The organism is Mucilaginibacter psychrotolerans, assembly GCF_004519315.1.
In the GTDB taxonomy this organism is placed as follows: Bacteria; Bacteroidota; Bacteroidia; order Sphingobacteriales; family Sphingobacteriaceae; genus Mucilaginibacter; species Mucilaginibacter psychrotolerans.
The window spans coordinates 1-20,247 of the sequence record NZ_SOZE01000054.1 but is presented as its reverse complement, the minus strand read 5'-3'; the positions used below and the strand labels follow the sequence as shown (position 1 = coordinate 20,247).

At 46.2% G+C, this 20,247-nt stretch carries 18 protein-coding genes and 1 tRNA gene; 9 read left to right on the top strand and 10 right to left on the bottom strand.

Features of this window, described 5'->3' with window-relative positions:
- Positions 1-346: 346 nt before the first annotated feature.
- Entirely contained in the window at positions 347-3,136 is a 2,790-nt protein-coding gene (locus E2R66_RS27180; protein ID WP_133236853.1) for a glycoside hydrolase family 2 protein, read from the top strand.
- Positions 3,137-3,450: 314 nt separating this feature from the next.
- Entirely contained in the window at positions 3,451-3,837 is a 387-nt protein-coding gene (locus E2R66_RS27175) for a hypothetical protein (RefSeq protein ID WP_133236851.1), read from the top strand.
- Between the two features lie 21 nt (positions 3,838-3,858).
- Here the strand turns inward: E2R66_RS27175 and E2R66_RS27170 are convergent, their stop codons facing one another.
- A complete protein-coding gene (locus E2R66_RS27170; RefSeq protein WP_204986005.1) occupies positions 3,859-5,037 on the bottom strand; it encodes a GAF domain-containing sensor histidine kinase in 1,179 nt (392 codons plus the stop codon).
- A 297-nt stretch (positions 5,038-5,334) separates the two neighbouring features.
- Between E2R66_RS27170 and E2R66_RS27165 the strand changes: the two genes are divergently transcribed.
- A complete protein-coding gene (locus E2R66_RS27165) occupies positions 5,335-5,691 on the top strand; it encodes a DUF4174 domain-containing protein (protein WP_133236847.1) in 357 nt (118 codons plus the stop codon).
- 42 nt (positions 5,692-5,733) lie between these two features.
- Here E2R66_RS27165 and E2R66_RS27160 read toward each other — a convergent pair whose 3' ends face one another.
- The 4 genes from E2R66_RS27160 to eat form a co-directional block, all read right to left on the bottom strand.
- Positions 5,734-6,234, bottom strand: coding sequence for a hypothetical protein (locus E2R66_RS27160; RefSeq protein ID WP_133236845.1), 501 nt, complete (start codon positions 6,232-6,234; stop codon positions 5,734-5,736).
- A 68-nt stretch (positions 6,235-6,302) separates the two neighbouring features.
- The gene (eutC, locus tag E2R66_RS27155) at positions 6,303-7,070 is read right to left on the bottom strand and encodes an ethanolamine ammonia-lyase subunit EutC (protein WP_204986004.1); all 768 of its coding nucleotides are present in this window, start codon (positions 7,068-7,070) and stop codon (positions 6,303-6,305) included.
- Positions 7,058-8,446 carry an ethanolamine ammonia-lyase subunit EutB gene (locus E2R66_RS27150; RefSeq protein WP_133236843.1) on the bottom strand — a complete coding sequence of 463 codons (1,389 nt, stop codon included), beginning with the start codon at positions 8,444-8,446 and terminating at the stop codon, positions 7,058-7,060. Before E2R66_RS27150 ends, eutC begins: the two co-directional genes overlap by 13 nt.
- A 97-nt stretch (positions 8,447-8,543) precedes the next feature.
- The gene (gene eat / locus E2R66_RS27145) at positions 8,544-9,881 is read right to left on the bottom strand and encodes an ethanolamine permease (protein WP_204986003.1); all 1,338 of its coding nucleotides are present in this window, start codon (positions 9,879-9,881) and stop codon (positions 8,544-8,546) included.
- Between the two features lie 173 nt (positions 9,882-10,054).
- On the opposite strand from eat, the gene E2R66_RS27140 reads away from it, so the two are divergent.
- Together E2R66_RS27140 and treA are read left to right on the top strand one after the other, a co-directional pair.
- Positions 10,055-10,756 carry a phosphatase PAP2-related protein gene (locus E2R66_RS27140; protein WP_133236839.1) on the top strand — a complete coding sequence of 234 codons (702 nt, stop codon included), beginning with the start codon at positions 10,055-10,057 and terminating at the stop codon, positions 10,754-10,756.
- Positions 10,757-10,894: 138 nt separating this feature from the next.
- Positions 10,895-12,469: an alpha,alpha-trehalase TreA gene (gene treA, locus E2R66_RS27135; protein WP_133236837.1), complete on the top strand. Its 1,575-nt coding sequence runs from the start codon at positions 10,895-10,897 to the stop codon at positions 12,467-12,469.
- A 419-nt stretch (positions 12,470-12,888) separates the two neighbouring features.
- Here treA and E2R66_RS27130 read toward each other — a convergent pair whose 3' ends face one another.
- On the bottom strand, positions 12,889-13,230 hold the full coding sequence (locus E2R66_RS27130) for a hypothetical protein (protein ID WP_133236855.1): 342 nt from the start codon (positions 13,228-13,230) through the stop codon (positions 12,889-12,891).
- Between the two features lie 524 nt (positions 13,231-13,754).
- Complete coding sequence (locus E2R66_RS27125) at positions 13,755-14,621, bottom strand: AraC family transcriptional regulator (protein WP_133236835.1); 867 nt, start codon at positions 14,619-14,621, stop codon at positions 13,755-13,757.
- A 126-nt stretch (positions 14,622-14,747) separates the two neighbouring features.
- On the opposite strand from E2R66_RS27125, the gene E2R66_RS27120 reads away from it, so the two are divergent.
- From E2R66_RS27120 to E2R66_RS27110, 3 genes are all read left to right on the top strand, one after another.
- Positions 14,748-15,602, top strand: a complete 855-nt coding sequence (locus tag E2R66_RS27120; protein ID WP_133236833.1) for a phytanoyl-CoA dioxygenase family protein — start codon at positions 14,748-14,750, stop codon at positions 15,600-15,602.
- Between the two features lie 172 nt (positions 15,603-15,774).
- Positions 15,775-16,980 (top strand): Gfo/Idh/MocA family protein, encoded by a 1,206-nt coding sequence (locus tag E2R66_RS27115; protein ID WP_133236831.1) that lies wholly within the window; start codon positions 15,775-15,777, stop codon positions 16,978-16,980.
- Between the two features lie 120 nt (positions 16,981-17,100).
- Positions 17,101-17,925 (top strand): sugar phosphate isomerase/epimerase family protein, encoded by an 825-nt coding sequence (locus E2R66_RS27110; protein ID WP_133236829.1) that lies wholly within the window; start codon positions 17,101-17,103, stop codon positions 17,923-17,925.
- A gap of 98 nt (positions 17,926-18,023) precedes the next feature.
- Here the strand turns inward: E2R66_RS27110 and E2R66_RS27105 are convergent, their stop codons facing one another.
- Positions 18,024-18,545, bottom strand: a complete 522-nt coding sequence (locus E2R66_RS27105; protein WP_133236827.1) for an OmpA family protein — start codon at positions 18,543-18,545, stop codon at positions 18,024-18,026.
- A gap of 211 nt (positions 18,546-18,756) precedes the next feature.
- On the opposite strand from E2R66_RS27105, the gene E2R66_RS27100 reads away from it, so the two are divergent.
- The gene (locus tag E2R66_RS27100; protein WP_133236825.1) at positions 18,757-19,206 is read left to right on the top strand and encodes a KTSC domain-containing protein; all 450 of its coding nucleotides are present in this window, start codon (positions 18,757-18,759) and stop codon (positions 19,204-19,206) included.
- A gap of 278 nt (positions 19,207-19,484) precedes the next feature.
- On the opposite strand, the gene E2R66_RS27095 is transcribed toward E2R66_RS27100, so the two are convergent.
- Together E2R66_RS27095 and E2R66_RS27090 are read right to left on the bottom strand one after the other, a co-directional pair.
- On the bottom strand, positions 19,485-19,838 hold the full coding sequence (locus tag E2R66_RS27095) for a hypothetical protein (RefSeq protein ID WP_133236823.1): 354 nt from the start codon (positions 19,836-19,838) through the stop codon (positions 19,485-19,487).
- 117 nt (positions 19,839-19,955) lie between these two features.
- A tRNA-Arg gene (locus tag E2R66_RS27090) sits at positions 19,956-20,027 on the bottom strand.
- Positions 20,028-20,247 lie beyond the last annotated feature (220 nt).

Genomic DNA, 20,247 nt, shown 5'->3' with positions numbered 1-20,247 from the left:
CAGTTGAGAATTTCTCAGTAAACTCCAGTATATTTAATCCTTGAAACATAATTTTAGCTTGTTTGGTATCTATAGGTTAAATATACTAAAATTATTAGCAATACCCAGGCGCCTTATTCTAACAAAAATATTTTTATCGACGCATATCATTTTACGATAAATCAATTATTAAGTGAAGGATAAAATATCTTGATTTTAAAAAAAACCTAGCCGCAGATTCACGGTAAACTACCTTTGGTTGAAACATCCACCACCAAGCATCAGTCCAAATAGTATAACCAATTGATAAATAAGTACACTCTTTTCGCCCGCGTTGAGCGTAGTTTTACTTCGTTAACTATTACTGATGAAGAAACTATTCTACGCAGCCGCTTTCGGCATTCTGTTAAACGCTTTGCTGACTGTACCCGCTTTTTCCCAGCAGGTGAAACAGGTAAAGCTCACTAACTTCGATTTACAATCCTCCTCGCTTATCAAAGAAAACGGCGCTGAACTTTCGGGCACGAAATATCATTCGGGCGTGTATTGGTTCCCGGTAAAAGTACCATCTACGGTACTTACCGGCCTGGTTGCCAATAAGATTTACACCGACCCATACCAGGGCCTCAACAATATGCTGATACCCGATGCATCGGACCAGTTTAACAAAGAGTACAACCTGGAGCAATACAGCCACCTGCCCAACGACCCCAACCCCTGGAAAAAGCCTTACTGGTACCGCACCACCTTTAAAGTGCCGGCGGCAGATAAAGGCAAATTTTTCCAGCTGATATTCAAAGGGATAAATTATCGTGCAGCGGTATGGGTAAACGGCAAACAAATAGCCGATTCTACCCAAATGGCGGGTATGTTTGCCGAGCATAATTTAGATGTGAGTGCGGCAATAATAGCTGGTGGCGATAATGCGCTGGCTGTAAAGATATACCCGTTAGATTATCCCGGTTATCCTGCAAAAGAGCAACTGAAAGCCCTTGGCCCATTCTACGAAAACGGGGGGCCAACCGGCGATATCGGCAAAAATGTTACCATGCTTTGCTCGGCAGGCTGGGATTGGATCCCACCTGTGCGCGACCGTAACATGGGTATATGGCAACCCGTATTCCTGCGTACCACAGGCGGCGTTACCATCGGCAGACCAAAATTAGTTACCGATTTGCCCAAACTACCCGATACCAGCGTGGCCAAGCTATCGCTAAACTTAACCTTATCTAACCATAGTAATAGCGCCAACACCGGCAAACTTACCATCAGTATAAAACCTGAGAATTTCACAGGTGCACCGGTACAGTTCACGCAAAGTATCACCGTGCCGGCGAACGCAGGCAAAGTGGTGGCCCTCAGCGGCGATAACATCGGCCAATTAATCATCAAACAGCCAAAATTGTGGTGGCCAAATGGCTATGGCAGGGCCAATTTATACCGCATCCGCCTTCAATACGCCAGCGGAACGGCTATTTCTGATGATACTACATTCGTTTTCGGCATACGCACGGTAAGCTCAAAAGCCGAAACCGTGAACGGTTTTGTGCGCCGCAAGTTTTTCGTAAACGGCCAGAATGTGCACCTGGTAGGAGGGGCCTGGGTGCCCGATATGATGGTGAACCGCGATTCGGGACGATACGATTATGAAATGCACCTGTGCCGCAACGCCAACGTGAATTTGGTGCGTATTTGGGGTGGCGGTGTTACCGAGCCCGATGCCTTTTGGAACGCAGCCGATAAGTACGGGCAGATGGTATGGTCGGATTTTTGGATAACAGGCGATACCCAGGGCGAATTCAAAGGCTCGCCCGATTGGCCGCTGGAGGGCAACGTGTTCATCAACAACGTAGAGAGCACCATCATCCGCATACGCAACCACCCCAGTCTGCTGGTTTGGACCGGCGGCAACGAGGGCCACGCACGCAAAGAACTGTACGATGTAATGCGCAACGATATCATCACGCTGGATGGCACGCGCCCGTTCATCCCTAGTTCATCGGGCTTTGCAAAATTGCCCGAAGGTTGGAAAGGCTCCTGGCCGGATGATATGCCATCGGGTGTGTACAGCGGTGGTCCCTACGAATGGAAGGACCCTAAAGATTATTACGCGTTGGCCAATGCCGGTAAGGATTGGGTGTTTAAGGATGAAACAGGCCTGCCGTCGCAACCGCCATATACTACCCTCAAAAGGATAATCCCCAACCTGGTTTGGGATACTAAACTGCCGTTCCCGCTGAACGATAGCTGGGGCTACCACGATGCGGCTACCGGAGCGGGCCGATACGATAAGTACATCAACGAAATGGTGAGTCGCTATGGCCAACCCAAAACCATGGTTGAGTTCAGCGATAAGATGCAGCTGATGAACGATAACGGCTACCGCGGTATCTTCGAAGCAGATGGTCATAAACTGAACGAAACCGGCGGCGTAATGCTTTGGAAGCTGAATGCCGCGCTACCCAGCGTTATATGGCAAATATACGATTGGTACCTGGAACCAAACGCAGGCTACTACGCTATGCAAAGCGCTTGCGAGCCACTACACATCCAGTATAATTACGATAACAGCAGTGTGGCCGTCATCAACCGCATGCACAAAGCTACCGGTAGCCTAACCGCCACTGCTGATGTTTACGATGTAGATAGCAAACTCATCAAATCGATAAAGGTGGCGCACGTAGGCCTCGCCCAAACAGGTGTACAGGAAGTGGTACAACTGAAAGACGTATTGGCCGGCAATAAGGGCATGAGTTTCGTGGTGCTTAACCTAAAGGATGCCGCCGGAAAAGTACTATCGCATAATGTTTACTGGCTATCGGCTACCGACGATTTTAATGCATTGAATACGCTGAAAGCTGCAACGGTAACTGCAAAAGTGATTAAAGCAGAGAAAGGTGCAAGCGAAAATAAATGGACCATCACATTCGGTAATACATCTGATAAGGTGGCTTTCTTCGTGCGCCCGCAACTGATGAGCAATGGCGACGAAGTGATGCCCAGCTATTGGACGGGCAACTACTTTTCGCTTGCCCCGCACGAAAGCATTACCGTATCGGTTAGTGCCCCCATCGCCAAACTGGGCGGCAAAACCCCTACAGTGCTGTTAGAAGGTTGGAACCTGCAAAAACAGGTAATTACGTTGCCAGTTAAATAGTTAATATATAGTTGGGAATTGGTGCAGGCCGGGCATTAGATGCCCGGCCTTTTTTTTGTTGCGGCGATAATGCACGAAAGTGTGCGTGTTGTATTGTAACCGTTATCGCGCATCTTAAAAAAAAGAACGTCTTAAATTATGGAGCACTACCACTTTTTAAGATTGATAATATGTTAAAGCGTAATTATGGAAAATCTTAAGAAATTATCTTATTGATTATAAGTATATTATAATAAATATTGTATTTTATTAGTACTATGTATTGCATAATACCATGTAATGTTTATTTTTGTTTTAAATAAAAAATTACAAATATGAACAGTTATAAAAAAATGCAGGCTGTGGTGCTGGGGTTAGCATTGATGGCCATCACAACATCATGCAGGCAAAATAGCACCACCGTAATCGAAACGGATGATAACGGCTCTACCAAACGGATAGAATATTCGGGCCAGGTGGTTTTCAGTAAGGATAAAACCGGGATAGACTATATATCCAAGGGAGGTTACGTGAAATTTGAACGTAACGGTCGTAAGATTGAAGCCGAAAACGATAGCAAAGGCAAAGTAACGTACAAATATGATGGAGGTGACGGTGTTGCAGTTCTAGGTGCTGACGGGAAACAGTTTTTAGCCCAGGCGATGCAGGAGATAAGCCGCGAGCAGGATAAGATAAGGGCAGCCGCCAAAAAGGCTAATTAGCTGCCCTTGTTTATTTAGTATTTAAGCTTGCGACTGTGGCAATAGTACTTCAAAATTTGCGCCCTGGCCGGGATGCGAATAAATACGCATAGTGCCCTTAAGGCTATCTACCAGGTGCTTCACCAGCGCCAGACCGAAGCCGTAGCCCTGTTCGCCGCTGGTACCGTCGGTAGAGGTAGCTTTGCCTTGCAATATGTTATCGATAGCTTCCTGGCTTAGGCCCACGCCCGTATCAGTTACGTTTATTTGCAGCAGGTTGCGGGTTTCTTCTATCTTCAGGCTCAGGTCTACCGTTATTTTGCCGTTCCCGGGCGTAAATTTCATGGCATTGGATATCAGGTTGCCTGTTATCTGCAGCAGCTTGTTTTTGCTGAAGGGAATGGTTGCCGAGTTTACCGAGGTGTTGATGACGAAGGCAATGTTTTTGGTGAGCGCCTGCGGCTTGTAAAGCTTGTCCAGCTTATCTTTAAATACAAGCAGGTTAAATTCATCGGCTTTCAGTTCTTTCACCCTGGGCACATCATTTCCTAGTATTTCGTCGGCAAGTTCCAGCAATGAACGACCGCTGCGCTGTATCAGGTTAATGAATTCAAGTACTTCTTCTATTTCGTTTTCGTGCCCTTGCTCGCTTATCACCTGTGCCAGCCCAATAATGCCGCCCAGTGGGCCACGGATATCATGCGCCACTTTCTTCCTGGTTTCGTTGGCTTCGTGCAGTTTGGTTTTGAGGCCGGTAATCGTTTTGTGCGTAGTTAACCGGTTTACTATTTCATCGGCAATTATCTTCAGCAGTTCAATCTTTTCAGGCGATAGGGTTTTCAGGTCTCTGTCTAGCACACAAAGTGCCCCCAAGTTATGGCCTTCTTCGTTTTTTAGCGGAATGCCAAAGTAGTACTTCAGCTTTGGCTCGTCTACTACGTAGAATTTATCTTTAAAGCGGTCGTCGCCGGTAAGGTCCTTCACTTCAAAATGTGGTTCAGTTACCGATATGGTGTACTGGCAAACCGAATCTTCTCGGGGCATCTGGTCAAGATCCAGCCCATGGTTGGTAACCGTCCACTGCGTAAAAGAATCGATGAGATTAACAAGGGAGATAGATGTACCGGCAACCGTGGCAGCTAAACGGGCCAGGTCCTTAAACGTATCCTGGAAACTGGTGTAATCGAGGTCGTAATCGGCCAGGCTGATGATTCTGTCCATTTCATTTTGCGGGAAGGGACTAATATGCATAAGTATCAATTGGGGTCTGCTACAAATTACGGATTTTTATTTTGTGCAGTTGTGGTACTTGGTGAAAAAAGAAATAATATCCTTGAATTTTATTTATTGTGATAAAGGCTTAAAGGCCAACGAAAAAGGTATCCCAAAAAGAGGCTGTTTCATAAATATCTTTTAGGTATTTTACTCAAAATTAATTTGGCTTTGTGCTTCAAGCTAGCGCTATATTTGTTTTAAACAAATTGCCATCTTTGTTTATTATCTATCAAAAAACCAGCTATGCACTTTTTAATATTCGTTATGATGTTGTTGCCCGTGGGCCAGCAAAGCAACAAAAGAGTGTTGACCATTTATGCGCAAAGCGATAATGAGCCGCAGTACAAACAGCAGATACAGTTATTCGATCAGGATAAAGCGGGCTTATTGGAACGTGATGTTGTGGTGCGAACCATATTTTACAATGATGCGAATGCCAACGATTTTAGGAAAGCACAGGTTAAGGATAATTTTACCATTGTGCTTACCGGTAAAGATGGCGGCGAGAAATATCGGAGTAACAAGCTACTACCGCTACAAAAGCTGTATGCCATTATTGATGTGATGCCGATGCGTAAGGCAGAAATGCGGAAGAACTAATCTGCTTTTGCAATGGGTTTGGTTGGCACCTGCCTACATACTTCAGGATAATAACTTGCTACTGCTAAACGCTGCTTTTTCTTCATAATTAAGATTCAATACTTCTTCGATATTAGCCTTGGTTGGCCGGATGTAGATGAAATAAACCACCAACGCGGCAGATATGAGCAGGAAAAACAACTGCCCGGAAATAAAGAAAGCAACTATACCAAATAGGGAGGGACCTTCTAACAAGGCCAGCCTTACTATAAGCGAGGTTTGGTAGCATAACAGCTTTTGTTTTAAGGTGCTATCATCTTTAATGCCGCTACTCAAAAGTTTATTGAATAAAAAGTTACTCAAAAAAAAGCTGATCACCGCCAGTAGGGGAACCGCAAATACCAGCGGGTCGTTGGTGTAGCGTACATTAATAATGATCCGCTTGTTAAGCAATAATACTACAAGACCAAAAAGTATCTGCCCTACAGCTAATGCCAGGTGGATAATGGTAATAGTACGTAAAAACTCGGCGGGGGTTTGTTGTAAATTACTTTTGGCGGCCATGATAAGCGAGGTGATTTAAAGTTGTAATATACAATAATTTACTCCCGCAAGGAATATACCCGAGATAATTATTCATTCGGCAAAAGCCCCTCATTATCTTTCAGGGCCACGCCCGACAATTTGCGGCTGAGCGATTCTTGTATCAGGTAAAATAATTTATCGGCGGCCTGCGCAACGGGTAGTCCTTCGGGGCGGATATTGGAGATGCAATTGCGAGAATCATCGGTAAGGCCCGGCCTTGGCATATAGGTGAGGTAAGCACCCATGCTATCTGCAGCGCTTAAACCCGGTCGCTCGCCAATCAGTATTACCGAAAGCGAAGCGCCCAGTTCCGCTGCAATGCCATCCGCAATGGCTACCCGCGCCTGTTCTACCAGGCAAAGCGGCGCCAGTTTCAGTTTGGCGGACTGCAGTTTGGGCATCAGTAGTTTTAATAAGTCCAGCGCGTTTTGGTTGATGGCGGTTGCGGATAGGCCATCGCCGAGTATGAGTACGATGCCGTCGTTTTCCAGCTGGTCGGCCAGGCGGTTTACGGAAAGCTCATCCAGCAGGCGACCCAAATCTGGCCGTTGAAGGTATTGTTCGCGACTGGTAGCCCGGCTATGCAATTGCAGCACAGGGAGATGAAATTGTTCCAGCTCGTCGGCCAGGGCTTCCGTATCCATCACCGAATACACGGCATCGCGGGCGTGGGCATGCGCCAGCTTAAACTCCAAAGACGGTTTGGTTGGGATGCTACTGCCTGTACTGCCCAAGGCTATACGCGCTTGCGTAAACTCCTTCAAAAAACTCAAAGGCTCGGTAGGGTTGGGGGTATGCTTTACTATTTTAGCCACAACGATTTCGTTTTGTTTAGGAATGCCTCGGGCCCGCCCTTATTGGGGTTGCCATCAGCATCGGTAATGCCTTGCCGAATCAGCCAGGCTTCAAACTCGGGCGCGGGCTTAAGGCCCAACACCTTTCGCAGGTAAAGCGCATCATGAAAAGACGTGCTCTGGTAATTCAACATGATATCATCGGACCCAGGGATGCCCATGATAAAATTGCAACCCGCTACGCCCAGCAGGGTAAGCAGGTTATCCATATCATCCTGGTCGGCCTCCGCGTGGTTGGTGTAGCAAACGTCCATGCCCATAGGTAGCCCAAGCAATTTGCCGCAAAAATGGTCCTCCAATGCGGCGCGGGTAATCTGCTTGCCATCGTACAAATATTCGGGACCGATAAAACCCACAACCGAATTTACCAGCAGCGGCTTGAATTTTTTGGCGACGGCATAAGCCCGGGCTTCGCAAGTTTGCTGGTCTACCCCGAAATGGGCGTTGGCCGATAGGCAGCTGCCTTGCCCGGTTTCGAAGTACATTACGTTTTGGCCAACCGTGCTGCGGTTGAGCGACATGGTCGCCGAGTAGGCTTCCTCCAATAAGTTTAAATTGATACCGAAGCTGGTGTTTGCCTTCTCGGTACCGGCGATGGACTGAAAACACAGGTCGATAGGGGCACCTTTATTGACCAATTCCAGCGTAGTGGTAATGTGGCTCAGTACGCAGGATTGCGTAGGGATATCGAACTGCTGCCGCAGTTGGTCTATCAGCATCACTATTTTCAGCACGGCGGCAGGGCTATCGGTAGCCGGGTTTATGCCGATGCAGGCATCGCCGCTGCCGTATAGCAGTCCCTCTAACAGGCTTGCGGCAATGCCGCGCGGGTCGTCGGTAGGGTGGTTGGGTTGCAGGCGGGTAGCAAAATGACCTTTTAGACCGATAGTGTTGCGGAATCGAGTTACCACCTCGCATTTTTTTGCTACCGCGATAAGGTCTTGGTTACGCATGATTTTCGACACGGCGGCGGCCATTTCGGGTGTGAGGGCATCTGCTACGCTATCCAGTACAGTGGTATCGGTCTCGTTCAGCAATAGCCAATCGCGCAGGCCGCCTACCGTAAGGTGGCTGATAGTTTTAAAGCCGGCGGCATCATGGCTATCCATAATCAACCGGGTTACCTCATCGTCCTCATATGGGACAATCGCCTCGTTCAGGAAATCGGTCAGCATTACGTCCGACAAAGTTATCTGCGCGGCAACGCGTTCCTCGTAACTGCCTGCGCTTAAGCCGGCCAGCACATCGCCGGTGCGATGCGGCGAAGCTTTGGCCAGTAGCACCCGCAGGCTATCGAACCTGTAAACTTTACCGAGGATGGTGTGCTGGTAGGGCATTTAGTGAGTGATGGATGGTGAGTGGTTAATTGGGTGAGTTTGAGTGGTTGTTTTAAATGCTGCAAACTGCAAACCGGCCACTGCAAACTGCCTACTGCTAACTGGCATATAGCATTTCATCGTCCATAATTTTGGTTTTGTGTTTGCCCATCAGCATAAAAATGGCAAGGGCAATAGCCAGTCCCGCGAAGAATATCAGGCTTAGCTGTAGGTTATAGTAAACGATGGCAATGAGGCAGATAACAGCAATAAGCAAAGCTATCGCCGGGAAAACCGGGTAAAATATGGCGGCGAAGGGCCGCTCCAACTTAGGCTCCTTATGACGAATTACAAACAGGCTGATCATGCTCATCATGTACATGGTTACTGCTCCCAATACTGATAGAATGATGATCTGGTCCAGCTGTTTTTGGTAGATATACAAAGCAGCAAAACTGATTGCACCGCCCGCAATAATGGCCCAATGCGGCGTTTTAAAACGCTCGCTCACGTTGGCCAGCGGCCTTGGTAAATAACCGCTACGCGCCATAGCATACACCTGCCGCGACGATGCGATGATTGTGCCATGTATGGATGCAATAAGCCCGAACAGACCTATGCTGGCAAAAAGCTGTGTGAGTCCGCTGCCTTTGCCCAGCACCAGGCTAATGGCCTCGGGCAGGGGGTAGGCAATACTGCTTAGCTTGTGCCAGTCGGCAACGCCACCGGTGAGTATCATTACACCAAAGGCCAAAATAACCAGCGTGCCCAATGCGTAAATGTAGCCCCGGGGGATGTTTCGCCTGGGGTTATCCACCTCTTCGGCAACCATGGCTACGCCTTCGATGGCTAGATAAAACCATACTGCAAATGGTAGTGCCGCAAAAACGCCGCTCCAACCGAAGGGCATGGCATCAGTTAAAAAATTGTCCATTTTGAAATGCGGGCCAACCACGCCCATAAAAAGCAACAACTCAATAACCGCCAAAATGGTAATGAACACCGAAAATGTGGCCGACTCCTTTACGCCGTAAATATTGAGTATTATAAAAATAGCATTAAAGGCCATGGCCGATGGGATTACGCCGATGGCGGGGTGCAAAAAGTGCAGGTACCCGCCCAGCGAAAACGCGATGGCCGGCGTGGCAATCAAAAAATCTACCAGGGTGGCGTACCCGGCAATCAGACCGCCAAAAGGCCCCATGGCGCGATAGGCATAAGCAAAGGCGCCGCCCGCGTGGGGGATAGAAGTGGTGAGTTCGGTATAACTGAAAATAAAAGTAACGTACATTACCGTAACAATTACCGTGGCGATGAGGAAACCTACGGTGCCCGATACGTTCCAGCCGAAGTTCCAGCCGAAGTATTCGCCGCTGATAACTAACCCCACCGCTATCGCCCATAAATGCAGGGGTTTTAGCACCCGCTTCAGTTGTTTTGAATCTGTGTTTTCCAAAGCCAATCGTTAATGTGCCTTTAAGGTACAGATAAAAAACCTGAGCCGGAAATTTTGTGCGACAAAGCGGCAAAACCGGCCTTAAGTTATCTTAATCTAATAATAAGATAACGCTGGTTTAATATTCGCGCGATTTTTTAACTTTGCAGCCCTGATTAATATTGTAGTAGATAGTGCCTGAAAATAATAACCGTACAATAAAAGAAATTTGGGTTGAAGCCCTGCAAACGCCGGAAACCCGCTCTAAAATATTGTTGGCGTCTATCCTTACCATTGTCATATTATCCTCAATGCCTTTCTTTTTCGGGCAGATAGAGAAACGCGATGGTGTTGTGCTGAACGATTGGGTGCTTGCTTACCTACCGGCTTACAATGTATCGCTACTTATTTTTGCCATTATCTGGAGCATGGGTGTGCTCATTGTATCGCGTGCCTTGTACGACCCCAACATCTACATCAAATACGCCTGGACGCTGTTCTTCGTGAATCTTTCGCGCATGATCACCATTACCATCTTCGCGCTCGATCCTCCACACGGCATGGTACACCTTATTGACCCAATTACGGGTATCTTTTACGGAAACGCAGTAATTACCAAAGATCTTTTTTACAGTGGCCATACCTCTACCATGATGCTGGTGTTTTTATGCGTAAACAAGCGTAGCGATAAGATCGTCAGCTTTTTTGCCATGATTGCGGTAATCGTTTTATTGCTGATACAGCACATCCACTACACCATTGATGTGTTGGCGGCTCCGCTGTTTGTTTACATCATCTATAGAGTTACCTGCTATTTCCTGGATCTGAACGAGCCCGCAAAAATTACCGGCCACGAAGGAGCCCCACCCAACCCTCCCCGGCAGGGAGGGCTTTAAAATTTCTTTAAAGTCTCCCCTACCAGAGGAGATTTAGAGGAGGCTTTATCAATTTTGGCAATTTGATTTGCACCCTTGTGGTTAGTGCATAATATCCTAAATTTATAGCTCGTTATTACCATTATAAACGGCTATACTATGTTCAGGAAAATCTTCGTAATTGCTTTGGTATTGGTTACCACCTATGCGCACGCTCAACAAAAAACGCCGCGCCAGTTGTTCCCCGGTTTGTTCGAAGCGGTACAATCGTCGGATATCTTCCCCGATAATAAAACCTTTGTAGACTGTACGCCGAAATTCGAGCCCAGCCAGATCATGAAATCGTACAACGAACAAAAGGGCAAGACCGGGTTCGATCTGAAGGAGTTCCTACTGTCAAACTTTACGCCGCCTGCTTCGCCTACCCATGCCTTTCAAACCAATATCGAGGATGGCATCCGCAAGCATATCGATACCCTTTGGCAGGTGCTGCAGCGCAAGCCAGATGCCGGCTCGAAGCTATCTTCATTAGCCGCCTTGCCTAATCCGTACATCGTACCGGGCGGGCGTTTCCGCGAAATATATTATTGGGACAGTTACTTTACCATGCTGGGCCTGCAGCAGAGCCACCAGGAAAATGTGATCGAAAACATGATCGATAACTTTGCTTACCTGATAGATACTTACGGTTTTATCCCCAACGGCAACCGTGCCTATTACCTCACCCGTTCGCAGCCGCCGTTCTTCGCCATGATGGTGAACCTGCTGGCCAAAAGCAAAGGTACCAGCGTATTAATGAAGTACCAGCCGCAGTTGATCAAAGAATATAACTACTGGATGCTGGAATCTGCCACGCTTGCCAAGGGCCAGGCTGCACATCGCGCCGTACGCATGCCAGACGGCAGCATACTGAACCGCTATTGGGACGAAAGCGACCAGCCGCGCGAGGAATCATACATCAAAGATGTGGATGCCGCTAAAACTACCACGCAGGCACTGCCAGATTTTTATCACCATATCCGTGCAGCAGCAGCATCGGGATGGGATTTCAGCAGCCGCTGGTTTACCGATCCTGCTAAAATCGGCACCATACAAACTGCCGATCTGGTGCCTGTAGATCTCAACTGCCTCATGTACAATATGGAGCTGACCATTGCCCGTAGTTACCAGGCAAAGGGTAATAAAATTCAGTTTATGCTCTATTTAAGTAAAGCAGCCGCACGCAAAAAAACTATCCTGAAATATTTTTGGGACGAGAAGAACGACTGGTTCAATGATTATAACTGGACAACTAACAAGCGCAACGCCATACCAACACTCGCAGCAGTGTTCCCGCTGGAATTTAAGATTGCTACAGCTGTACAAGCTAAAAAGATTGCCGACGGCCTGAAGGCCAACTTCCTGAAACCGGGCGGCCTGGTTACCACCCTCAACTTCAGCGGCCAGCAATGGGATGCGCCCAACGGCTGGGCACCCCTGCAGTATATGGCAATTGACGGGCTGGAGAACTACAACCACCACGAACTGGCCAGAGACATCGCCGCCCGCTGGATGAACCTCAATATCCGTGTGTTTAAACAAACCGGCAAGCTGCTGGAGAAATATAATGTGGTTGATACCAACCTAACGGCAGGCGGAGGCGAATACCCCCTGCAAGACGGCTTCGGCTGGACAAATGGGGTGCTTTTAAAGCTGATGAACAGATATAATTTTGATGAGAAGAAAGGGGAGTGAGGTGGATGCCTCTTCAACACGTCGTTGCTAACGATAGCGTGGACAACCGACCGAAGGAAGCACATTGATACCTTAAAGAAAAATTGAAATATCAATAATCCTCGGCAAGCAAATCGGACTTGTATAGCGGCTCTGCTTATTGAGGATTGCTTCGTCGCCCCACCGCGCTTTATCCCACGCCGCACCTCGCAAAGACGATGTGGTGAGGTTTTTTTGGGCGATACCTTCGGCCCTGTCTGCCGACAGGCAGGCCGGGCTTTCCGTTGAAAATCCTCGCGCTGCCGCGCAACCCAGCCCTTCGCTGCGGGTTTTTTCACTGCAATTCCTATCGCTGGGTTTAGTGTAGCAACCTGCGGTGAGTACACTGCAATAGTTTCAAGCTTTGTCAACTTTGAAAAAGTTGACAAAGCTGCCCCCGTTTATTTATAGGCAGAAATGTGTGTTGTTTTGATGCTCAGCACAAAAGATTTGCCAACCGACATCTTCACATGCCTGTCCTGCAAAAAGGCTTTGATGGTTTCATCGTCTTTAAGCGCCTCGTAAAGGTCACGTGCTACTGCAGATCCGCTGACGTTATTTGTAACCTTACCATTCTCCATGGTTAGGTTAAAGGTATAGCCAGACTTGCCGCGGTCGCCCGCCGATTCGAAATCGGTTATGTTTAATTTAAAGCTCTGCTCTTCGGTAAGGCTTCGTTTTAAATGCAAGCGGATAACGGGGATATACCTTTTCCAGGTAGTTAAATATTTTCTTTCTTCCATGTACAGTGGGTAAAGGTATGATAATAGATTGGTGTAGCTTGTAAATTCTGCATTCATTTATCGAAAAGTTAAATTTAAAGTGATAGTTATTGTTTACATGCAGGTTTTTACCCTTTATTCACTACTCGCCACGCTCAATTTGTTGCGGTAGCACTTTGAAAACTTTGCAGATTTCGGCTCGGATGCGGTAATTGAGGTGGAAATTTGCCACGAGTATGCGGTACGTGCTTTAAGTTAAACAAAGGAATAAGAGTCTGTATCATAAACCAGCGTTAAACAACAAAAACTAAATTCAGTCAAAATAGGCTTTGTGCCTTTTGTGCTAAACTATATGCCAATCTTTGTAGAATTTTACCGCAAAGGCCGCAAATGGAGAAACGCAAAGAACACAAAGCCAAATTTAATTTCGATTAAAATGCCTAAAATGTATTTATGATACAGCCTCTTGTTGTTCTTATAATAATAAATCAGTCTTTCGGTTTGGCCAGTTAATCTTTGATGTTTGTATAATGGAATACGATCAATTACTGATTGATGAACGATTTTCTAAACTTCACAGGGTTTATGTGGTAAATCTGTTTAAACTGCCTGTTAAAGTTTGATAAATTATTAAAGCCGCAGGCCAAACATATTTCCGTTACGCTTTTAGCAGTTTCGATCAAAAGTTTACTTGCCTGACTAAGCCTCACTTCGTTTACAAAACTGGTAAACGATTTCCTGGTACGTTGGCTAAAGTAACGGGAAAATGAATTTTGAGTCATATTAGCCAGATCTGATGCTTCCGAAAGCAATATTTCCCTGTTAAAATTCTTAATCACAAAGTCGATTATTTTATTCATCCTCATCGTCTCCATCTGATTTTGCCCGGTTATTATTCCCTTGCAGATATACACCAAATCCTTACTTTCCGAGAGGACGTTCAAAATATCTAAAAGTAATAGCCAGCGTGTTAAACCTTGTGCATCAATCAGCATATGCATTTTTTCGCTGATTGCCCCGTTCGTTTTGCCTTTTACGGCCAGCCCTTTAACAGACCGGGCTAATAATGCGGCAATTTTTTGCGCCTCGGGCAACGTAAAAAAGTTTTCGCTGAAGGAATCTTCTTTAAAATGAACAACAATTGATTTTGCCCTTAATGTAGAAAGTGCTTCAAAATATTGCGGATCGTTTTTATAAGTATGCGGCAGGTAAGGGCCAATTAAAGCCAGGTCGCCGGGCCTGAAATCGCTTATCTGGTCGCCTATATATCGCTTACCCGTGCTTTCGGTTACCAGCACAAGTTCATACTCGGGGTGAAAATGCCAGGGTGTTGGGTAATAATTATAATCGAAAAATTTGGTAACGAACGATTCTCCCGAATTCCCGGGCAAGTATTCCAATACTGGTTTCATAACTCAATTATGCGTGTTATTATTGCTTTTTAAAAATCAATGTTATAAAAGTATCGGTTTACAACATAAAAAACGTAGCGCATGTGTTAGCAGCCGGGTATCTTGGCTCATATTAAAACCAGGTATATGTTAAACACTAAATTAAGTCCGGAGCAGATATCACTTTACCATGAGCAGGGGTATCTCGTAGTAAAAGGTTTTTGCACTACCCGGGAAGTTGATAAGCTTTATCAAACAGCCATAAATGATCATGCTATGCGCAACAACGCGCTTGACGTAAATGATCAATCCGGAAAGAAGAGTAAATTATCCCTATGGTTTACATCGGGCAACGATGTGTTTGGGTATTTAACCCGCAGCCAAAAGATCATAACCGCGGTACAGCAGTTGCTGGGCGATAAGGCCAGGGTTTGCCATTTCCATTCTAAATTGATGCAAAAGGAGCCAAAAGTAGGCGGCGCCTGGGAGTGGCACCAGGATTATGGTTACTGGTATAAGAACCAGTTTATGTTTCCGGACGAACTCATCAGCGTAATGGTAGCACTAACGCCCGCCAATAAAGAGAATGGTTGCCTGCAGGTGATCAAAGGCTCTCACAAAATTGGCCGTGTAAACCACGGGTTTTCCGGAGAACAAGTAGGCGCAGACATGCAGATGGTAAATAACGCTCTAAAAACCATGGAATTGGTGTACACCGATTTGCAACCCGGTGATGCACTATTTTTTCACAGTAACCTGTTGCACCGGTCAGAAGCTAATTTGTCAGATCATCCCCGCTGGTCAATTATTTCCTGCTACAGTCTGCAATCTAATCTCGCCTACAACGAAACATCCACATCATGGCGCACGCCTGTTGATGTAGTACCCGATGACGCGATACTGCAATGGGAAGCTGAATCACTGTCTAAAGCAGATTTTCTAAAAAAAGAAAACGACCCCGCGCTTAAAGAGACCGGGTGGGAGCAGGAGGTTAATACCTAAAACACGAAAAATTTTAACAGAAGAAGTGTTTTAGCGCCTCCGGGTATTTAACAGGAGAGGCGTTTATAGAGGTGTATGCCCAACAGCTGATTTGTATGTGTGCAATACATCAGAAATACTTTTGGCTGGACCAAATTTGATATTTTTAACACTTAACCAATAACCAAACCAAATGAGAATAGCCATATTAGGATCGGGCTTTATTGCCCGGTTCTATGCCGAATCCCTGATAAGCCAGCGCCGTAAAGACGTTGTAACCCTTATTTACTCGCGCAGTATTGAACGCGCCGAAACACTGGCAACCGAATACAAGGTGCCTCATTTTAGCAACAACCTGGATGAGGCCGTTACCCACGTGGAGGTAGATGTGGTAATTATTGCCTTGTCTAACGATCTGCATCTTGCTGCTGTAACCGCCTGCGCAAAGGCGGGTAAACCGGTACTATGCACCAAACCGCTTGGCCGCACTGCCGCAGAAGCAAAACAAATGCTCGATCTGGTAACAGCTGCCGGCATTATGGGCGGTTACCTGGAAGACCTTTGCTACTCGCCCAAGTTTTTAAAATCCTTACAAAGTATAAAAGCCGGGAGTCTTGGTCGTATATTATGGGCAAAATCTCGCGAGGCGCACCCCGGGCCGCATAGTAATTGGTTTTGGAATAAAGAACTATCGGGAGGTGGCGCTATAGTGGACCTGGGCTGCCATTGTATTGAGATTGCACGTAATTACATTGGTAAAGAAATAAAGCCGGTGGAGGTAATGTGCTGGGCCGCTACGCAGGTACACCCGATAGAGGCGGAGGATAACGCCATCGGGCTGGTTAAATATGCTAATGGCGCTATTGGCCAGTTTGAAGTAAGCTGGTGCTTTAGAGGCGGCATGGACCTGCGCGACGAGGTGCAGGGAACAGAAGGCACGCTTTGGATCAATAATTTTTTACGAACCGGGTTCGAAATGTTCAGTACCGGTAAAAGTGGTGGCTACGTGGCCGAAAAAGCCGAAAGCAGTTCGGGCTGGTTGTTTCCCGTGGGGGATGAGGTGCACGAACTGGGCTACACCAATATGTTTACCGATATGTTTGAATCAATAGAAAATAACCGCGAACCACAGGAGAGCTTCTACGATGGCTATGTGGTAAATGCGGTTATCGATGCCGCTTACGCATCTGCTCAATCAGGCCGTTGGGAAAAAGTACAATTAGAGGAGTGGCGCGGAGAGCAGGACGGTGCCCCGGCTGCAATCTTTAATAGTTACGACGAAGAACATTATTTGATTAAAGAAGAAATATTGCCTTCGGGCGCAACTATTCTCATCCTTAAAGATAAAACAACCGGCGAGTTGAGCCGCCGAAGTACCTCACCCGAAGGCGGCCAATAGTAAAATGGCAAATTAAAAGCGGGGTATGCTCTTACATTGCGCTAACGGCAAGGGCCGGTGATTGCGCAGTAGGTGGACTAAAAAAGAGGAGTTTATCAAACACACTAATTAAAATTAAACATGCAGATCAAATTTTTTTGCCCGCGATGGGGTTCGCACCAGTCCTGGGAATCGTTTTGTAAATTGGGAAAAGAGGCCGGTTTTGATGGTGTAGAATCTCCGTTATCGGGCGATAAAGAAGAAGAAACGGAGATGATGGCAGCTCTTGAAAAGTACGGCTTGCTATATATTGGGCAATATTACCAATCGTTTGAACAGGATTTCGGTTTGCATAAACAAAGTTACCAAACGCATTTACGGCACCTGGCTGCACTAAACCCGGTTTTAATAGATGCGCAAACCGGTAAGGATTATTTTACAGAGGATCAAAACCGGGAACTTTTTGCCGTGGCGCAAAAGGTAAGCGACGATACAGGGGTTATCATCGCGCATGAAACACATCGCAACAAAGCTTTATTCGCCGCTCATATTGCAAAGGATTTATTGGCCAATAACCCCGAAGCGGTGATCACGGCCGACTTTTCGCACTGGTGCAATGTATCAGAAAGCCTGCTGGAACAGCAGCAGGAAGCAATGGAAATTGCCATCAGCCGAACGGTACATATCCATGCAAGGGTGGGGAACAGCCAGTCGGCACAGGTATCTGATCCGCGTGCTGATGAATGGAAAGCAGAAGTAGCCGCCCACCTTAACTGGTGGGATGATATAGTGAAATACCGGCTAAACAAGGGGGCAGATTTGTTAACAATTACGCCGGAGTTTGGCCCGGATCCGTATATGCCCGCTTTGCCCTATTCTAAAATGCCGGTTGCCAATCAGTGGGATATTAACGTTTACATGATGAAGATGCTTAAACATCGTTACAAGGAACTTGAGTCCCGATAGCTGGTATAATCAATAATTTTTTTTCGCAGAGCGCTTCAACAAGAAAGCCTCAAGGTTTTTAGGCTTGAGGCTTTCTGCTAAATGTTAAATACGCAGAATTATTGTTGCTTGATTTCTACGCGGCGGTTCAAAACGCGACCGGCTTCGGTTTTGTTATCGGCAATTGGTTTGCTTTCGCCCCAGCCTTTTACGGTTAGGTTATCAGCGCTGATGCCGCTGTTGGTCAGGTAAAGTTTCACGGCTGTAGCGCGCTCTTTAGAAAGCTCCAGGTTATGCTCCGCTGTGCCTTCGGCAGATGCGTTACCATTCAGTACGAATTTCACCGACAGGTCTTTTTTCATTTCTGCCACGGCTTTATCCAAAATAGGGTAAGCATCGGTACGCAATATGCCCGAGTTAAATTCGAACTGTATGTTGCTGAAATTATAATCGGGTGGGGCAGGCGCAGGAGCGGGGGCCGGAGCGGGTGCAGGTGCTGGTGCCGGTTTTGGTGCTTCTACCACAGGGGCGGGAGCTGGTGCCGGTGCTGCTACTACTGCTTTTTTAGCTTTACAAGCCGGGAAAAGAACAAAACCGCCTAAAATAGCGGCTACGAAGAGGGATGATCTTAATAGTTTCATGTTAAATAAGGATTTCCGTAAAAATATAAAACGTTAGCAAAGTTTACATATTGTAATTTAAATTTTGTTGAAGCGGCTTTCAATATGAACAATAATTGGAGCTTCCTTGCGCAACGGGGTTAAAAACCGTACCTTTGCGCCGTTATTGGGAAAATAGCGCCGGTTTTTATCTGCCTCATTATCAATAATAAAATAAAAAAACGGCGCAAGCATGAAAAAGATAGTTGATTACAGGAAGTTATTAGGCGTTACCGAAGCTGCAGAATTGCAGGAGCTGAAAACCATTTACCGCAGCATGATGAAAACCTGGCACCCTGATAAATTTCAGCATAGTGCCGAGGAAAAGGAAGCGGCCGAAGAAAAAAGCAAGACGATTATCGAAGCCTACCATTTTCTGGTGAGCATTGCACCCGAAACGCGCAACCAAACTATCGCCGACTATACCCTAACCACTACCTCATCCAACATAGCCGACTACGAGTACAAATCGCAGGTTTTAACCGTTAAGTTTTTAGACGGTGCCGAGTACGAGTATTTCGACGTACCCCGTGCCATTTATGTAAAACTAGTGAATGCCGATTCGCCGGGCCGCTTTGCCCGCAGGCATATCTTCAATAACTATGTTTACCGTAGCGTAAGCAGGTTGGTAGCCAGCGCTTAATACGCAGGTCCGTTGTTTAGGCTTTGATATGTTTTATTTAAAAACTAAATTTAACGTATCAATCAACCTAAACAATGTTATGCTATTTCTCGCAAAAAACTTTTCTTACAAATCGGCCTTTGTTGGTTTCATCATGGGCGCATGCATTGGTTTAGGTACGCTGAACTTAAACATCGCGCTTAAATTAGGGCTGATTTTAGCTGCATTTTTCGGATTCAAAAAGAATACGATCAAGCGGCCTGTGCACCAAAAAGTGCCCAACAATCTATAAAAAGGCTTTAATTGTTGCTGATCCTTAAATGATCGGCAATTTGTTGCTGCTCGGCTTTAGATAGTTTATCCCCCTCATATTCCCATCCGTCGTTCCCGGCCAGATTTATCTCTCCCATATAATCCTTAAGATTGATGTTATCCAGGCCCGGAATGTTATCGCCAATTTCGCCGGGGATGCTGAGGTGGTTAAAAATGCTGTCATCTTTCTTATTGCCTCGGTAGATGGCGTAAACTACGGTATCGCTCCGGTTTAGTAGCGCTGCGTTCATCAATTCGAAATAAACTTCCAGTTCTCTGCCGTTATCGGCCTTTACGGTTAATGCCGGTACGTGCAGGTAGTTGATTGATGCGTTGTCCATAGTGTTTAAGTTTTAATATTATAGCTACAAAGCTAAGCTGTAAATGTTTCTGCGGATGTTAAAAACAGGTGTGTTAAAAAACAAAACGCCCCGCTATGCTAAGCGAGGCATTTGTAGTGCTTCCGATGAGATTCGAACTCATATCAACGGCTTCGGAGACCATTATTCTATCCATTGAACTACGGAAACAATGTTGGCGCAAATATAGGATAATTATGCAAGTGGATTTATCTGAACTCGAATTTTATGGAATTACCGAATTGGCAGAATGTATTCTGTTAACTATTAAATAGAATAAGGCGTTTAAGCAACCCATGATTTTTGCAGAAATATTGGTCCGGCCGCAATCATCGTCTTGACAAGGTTATGAAACATATTGTCAGGATACTTAAGCCTGTTGAACCGGTAA

What these genes read in the sequence shown, in the direction of transcription:
- E2R66_RS27180 (WP_133236853.1), top strand. Translation starts at nt 347, where the DNA reads ATGAAGAAACTATTCTACGCAGCCGCTTTCGGCATTCTGTTAAACGCT.
- E2R66_RS27175 (WP_133236851.1), top strand. Translation starts at nt 3,451, where the DNA reads ATGAACAGTTATAAAAAAATGCAGGCTGTGGTGCTGGGGTTAGCATTG.
- E2R66_RS27170 (WP_204986005.1), bottom strand. Translation starts at nt 5,037, where the DNA reads ATGGACAGAATCATCAGCCTGGCCGATTACGACCTCGATTACACCAGT.
- E2R66_RS27165 (WP_133236847.1), top strand. Translation starts at nt 5,335, where the DNA reads ATGCACTTTTTAATATTCGTTATGATGTTGTTGCCCGTGGGCCAGCAA.
- E2R66_RS27160 (WP_133236845.1), bottom strand. Translation starts at nt 6,234, where the DNA reads ATGGCCGCCAAAAGTAATTTACAACAAACCCCCGCCGAGTTTTTACGT.
- E2R66_RS27150 (WP_133236843.1), bottom strand. Translation starts at nt 8,446, where the DNA reads ATGCCCTACCAGCACACCATCCTCGGTAAAGTTTACAGGTTCGATAGC.
- treA (WP_133236837.1), top strand. Translation starts at nt 10,895, where the DNA reads ATGTTCAGGAAAATCTTCGTAATTGCTTTGGTATTGGTTACCACCTAT.
- E2R66_RS27130 (WP_133236855.1), bottom strand. Translation starts at nt 13,230, where the DNA reads ATGGAAGAAAGAAAATATTTAACTACCTGGAAAAGGTATATCCCCGTT.
- E2R66_RS27125 (WP_133236835.1), bottom strand. Translation starts at nt 14,621, where the DNA reads ATGAAACCAGTATTGGAATACTTGCCCGGGAATTCGGGAGAATCGTTC.
- E2R66_RS27120 (WP_133236833.1), top strand. Translation starts at nt 14,748, where the DNA reads ATGTTAAACACTAAATTAAGTCCGGAGCAGATATCACTTTACCATGAG.
- E2R66_RS27115 (WP_133236831.1), top strand. Translation starts at nt 15,775, where the DNA reads ATGAGAATAGCCATATTAGGATCGGGCTTTATTGCCCGGTTCTATGCC.
- E2R66_RS27110 (WP_133236829.1), top strand. Translation starts at nt 17,101, where the DNA reads ATGCAGATCAAATTTTTTTGCCCGCGATGGGGTTCGCACCAGTCCTGG.
- E2R66_RS27105 (WP_133236827.1), bottom strand. Translation starts at nt 18,545, where the DNA reads ATGAAACTATTAAGATCATCCCTCTTCGTAGCCGCTATTTTAGGCGGT.
- E2R66_RS27100 (WP_133236825.1), top strand. Translation starts at nt 18,757, where the DNA reads ATGAAAAAGATAGTTGATTACAGGAAGTTATTAGGCGTTACCGAAGCT.
- E2R66_RS27095 (WP_133236823.1), bottom strand. Translation starts at nt 19,838, where the DNA reads ATGGACAACGCATCAATCAACTACCTGCACGTACCGGCATTAACCGTA.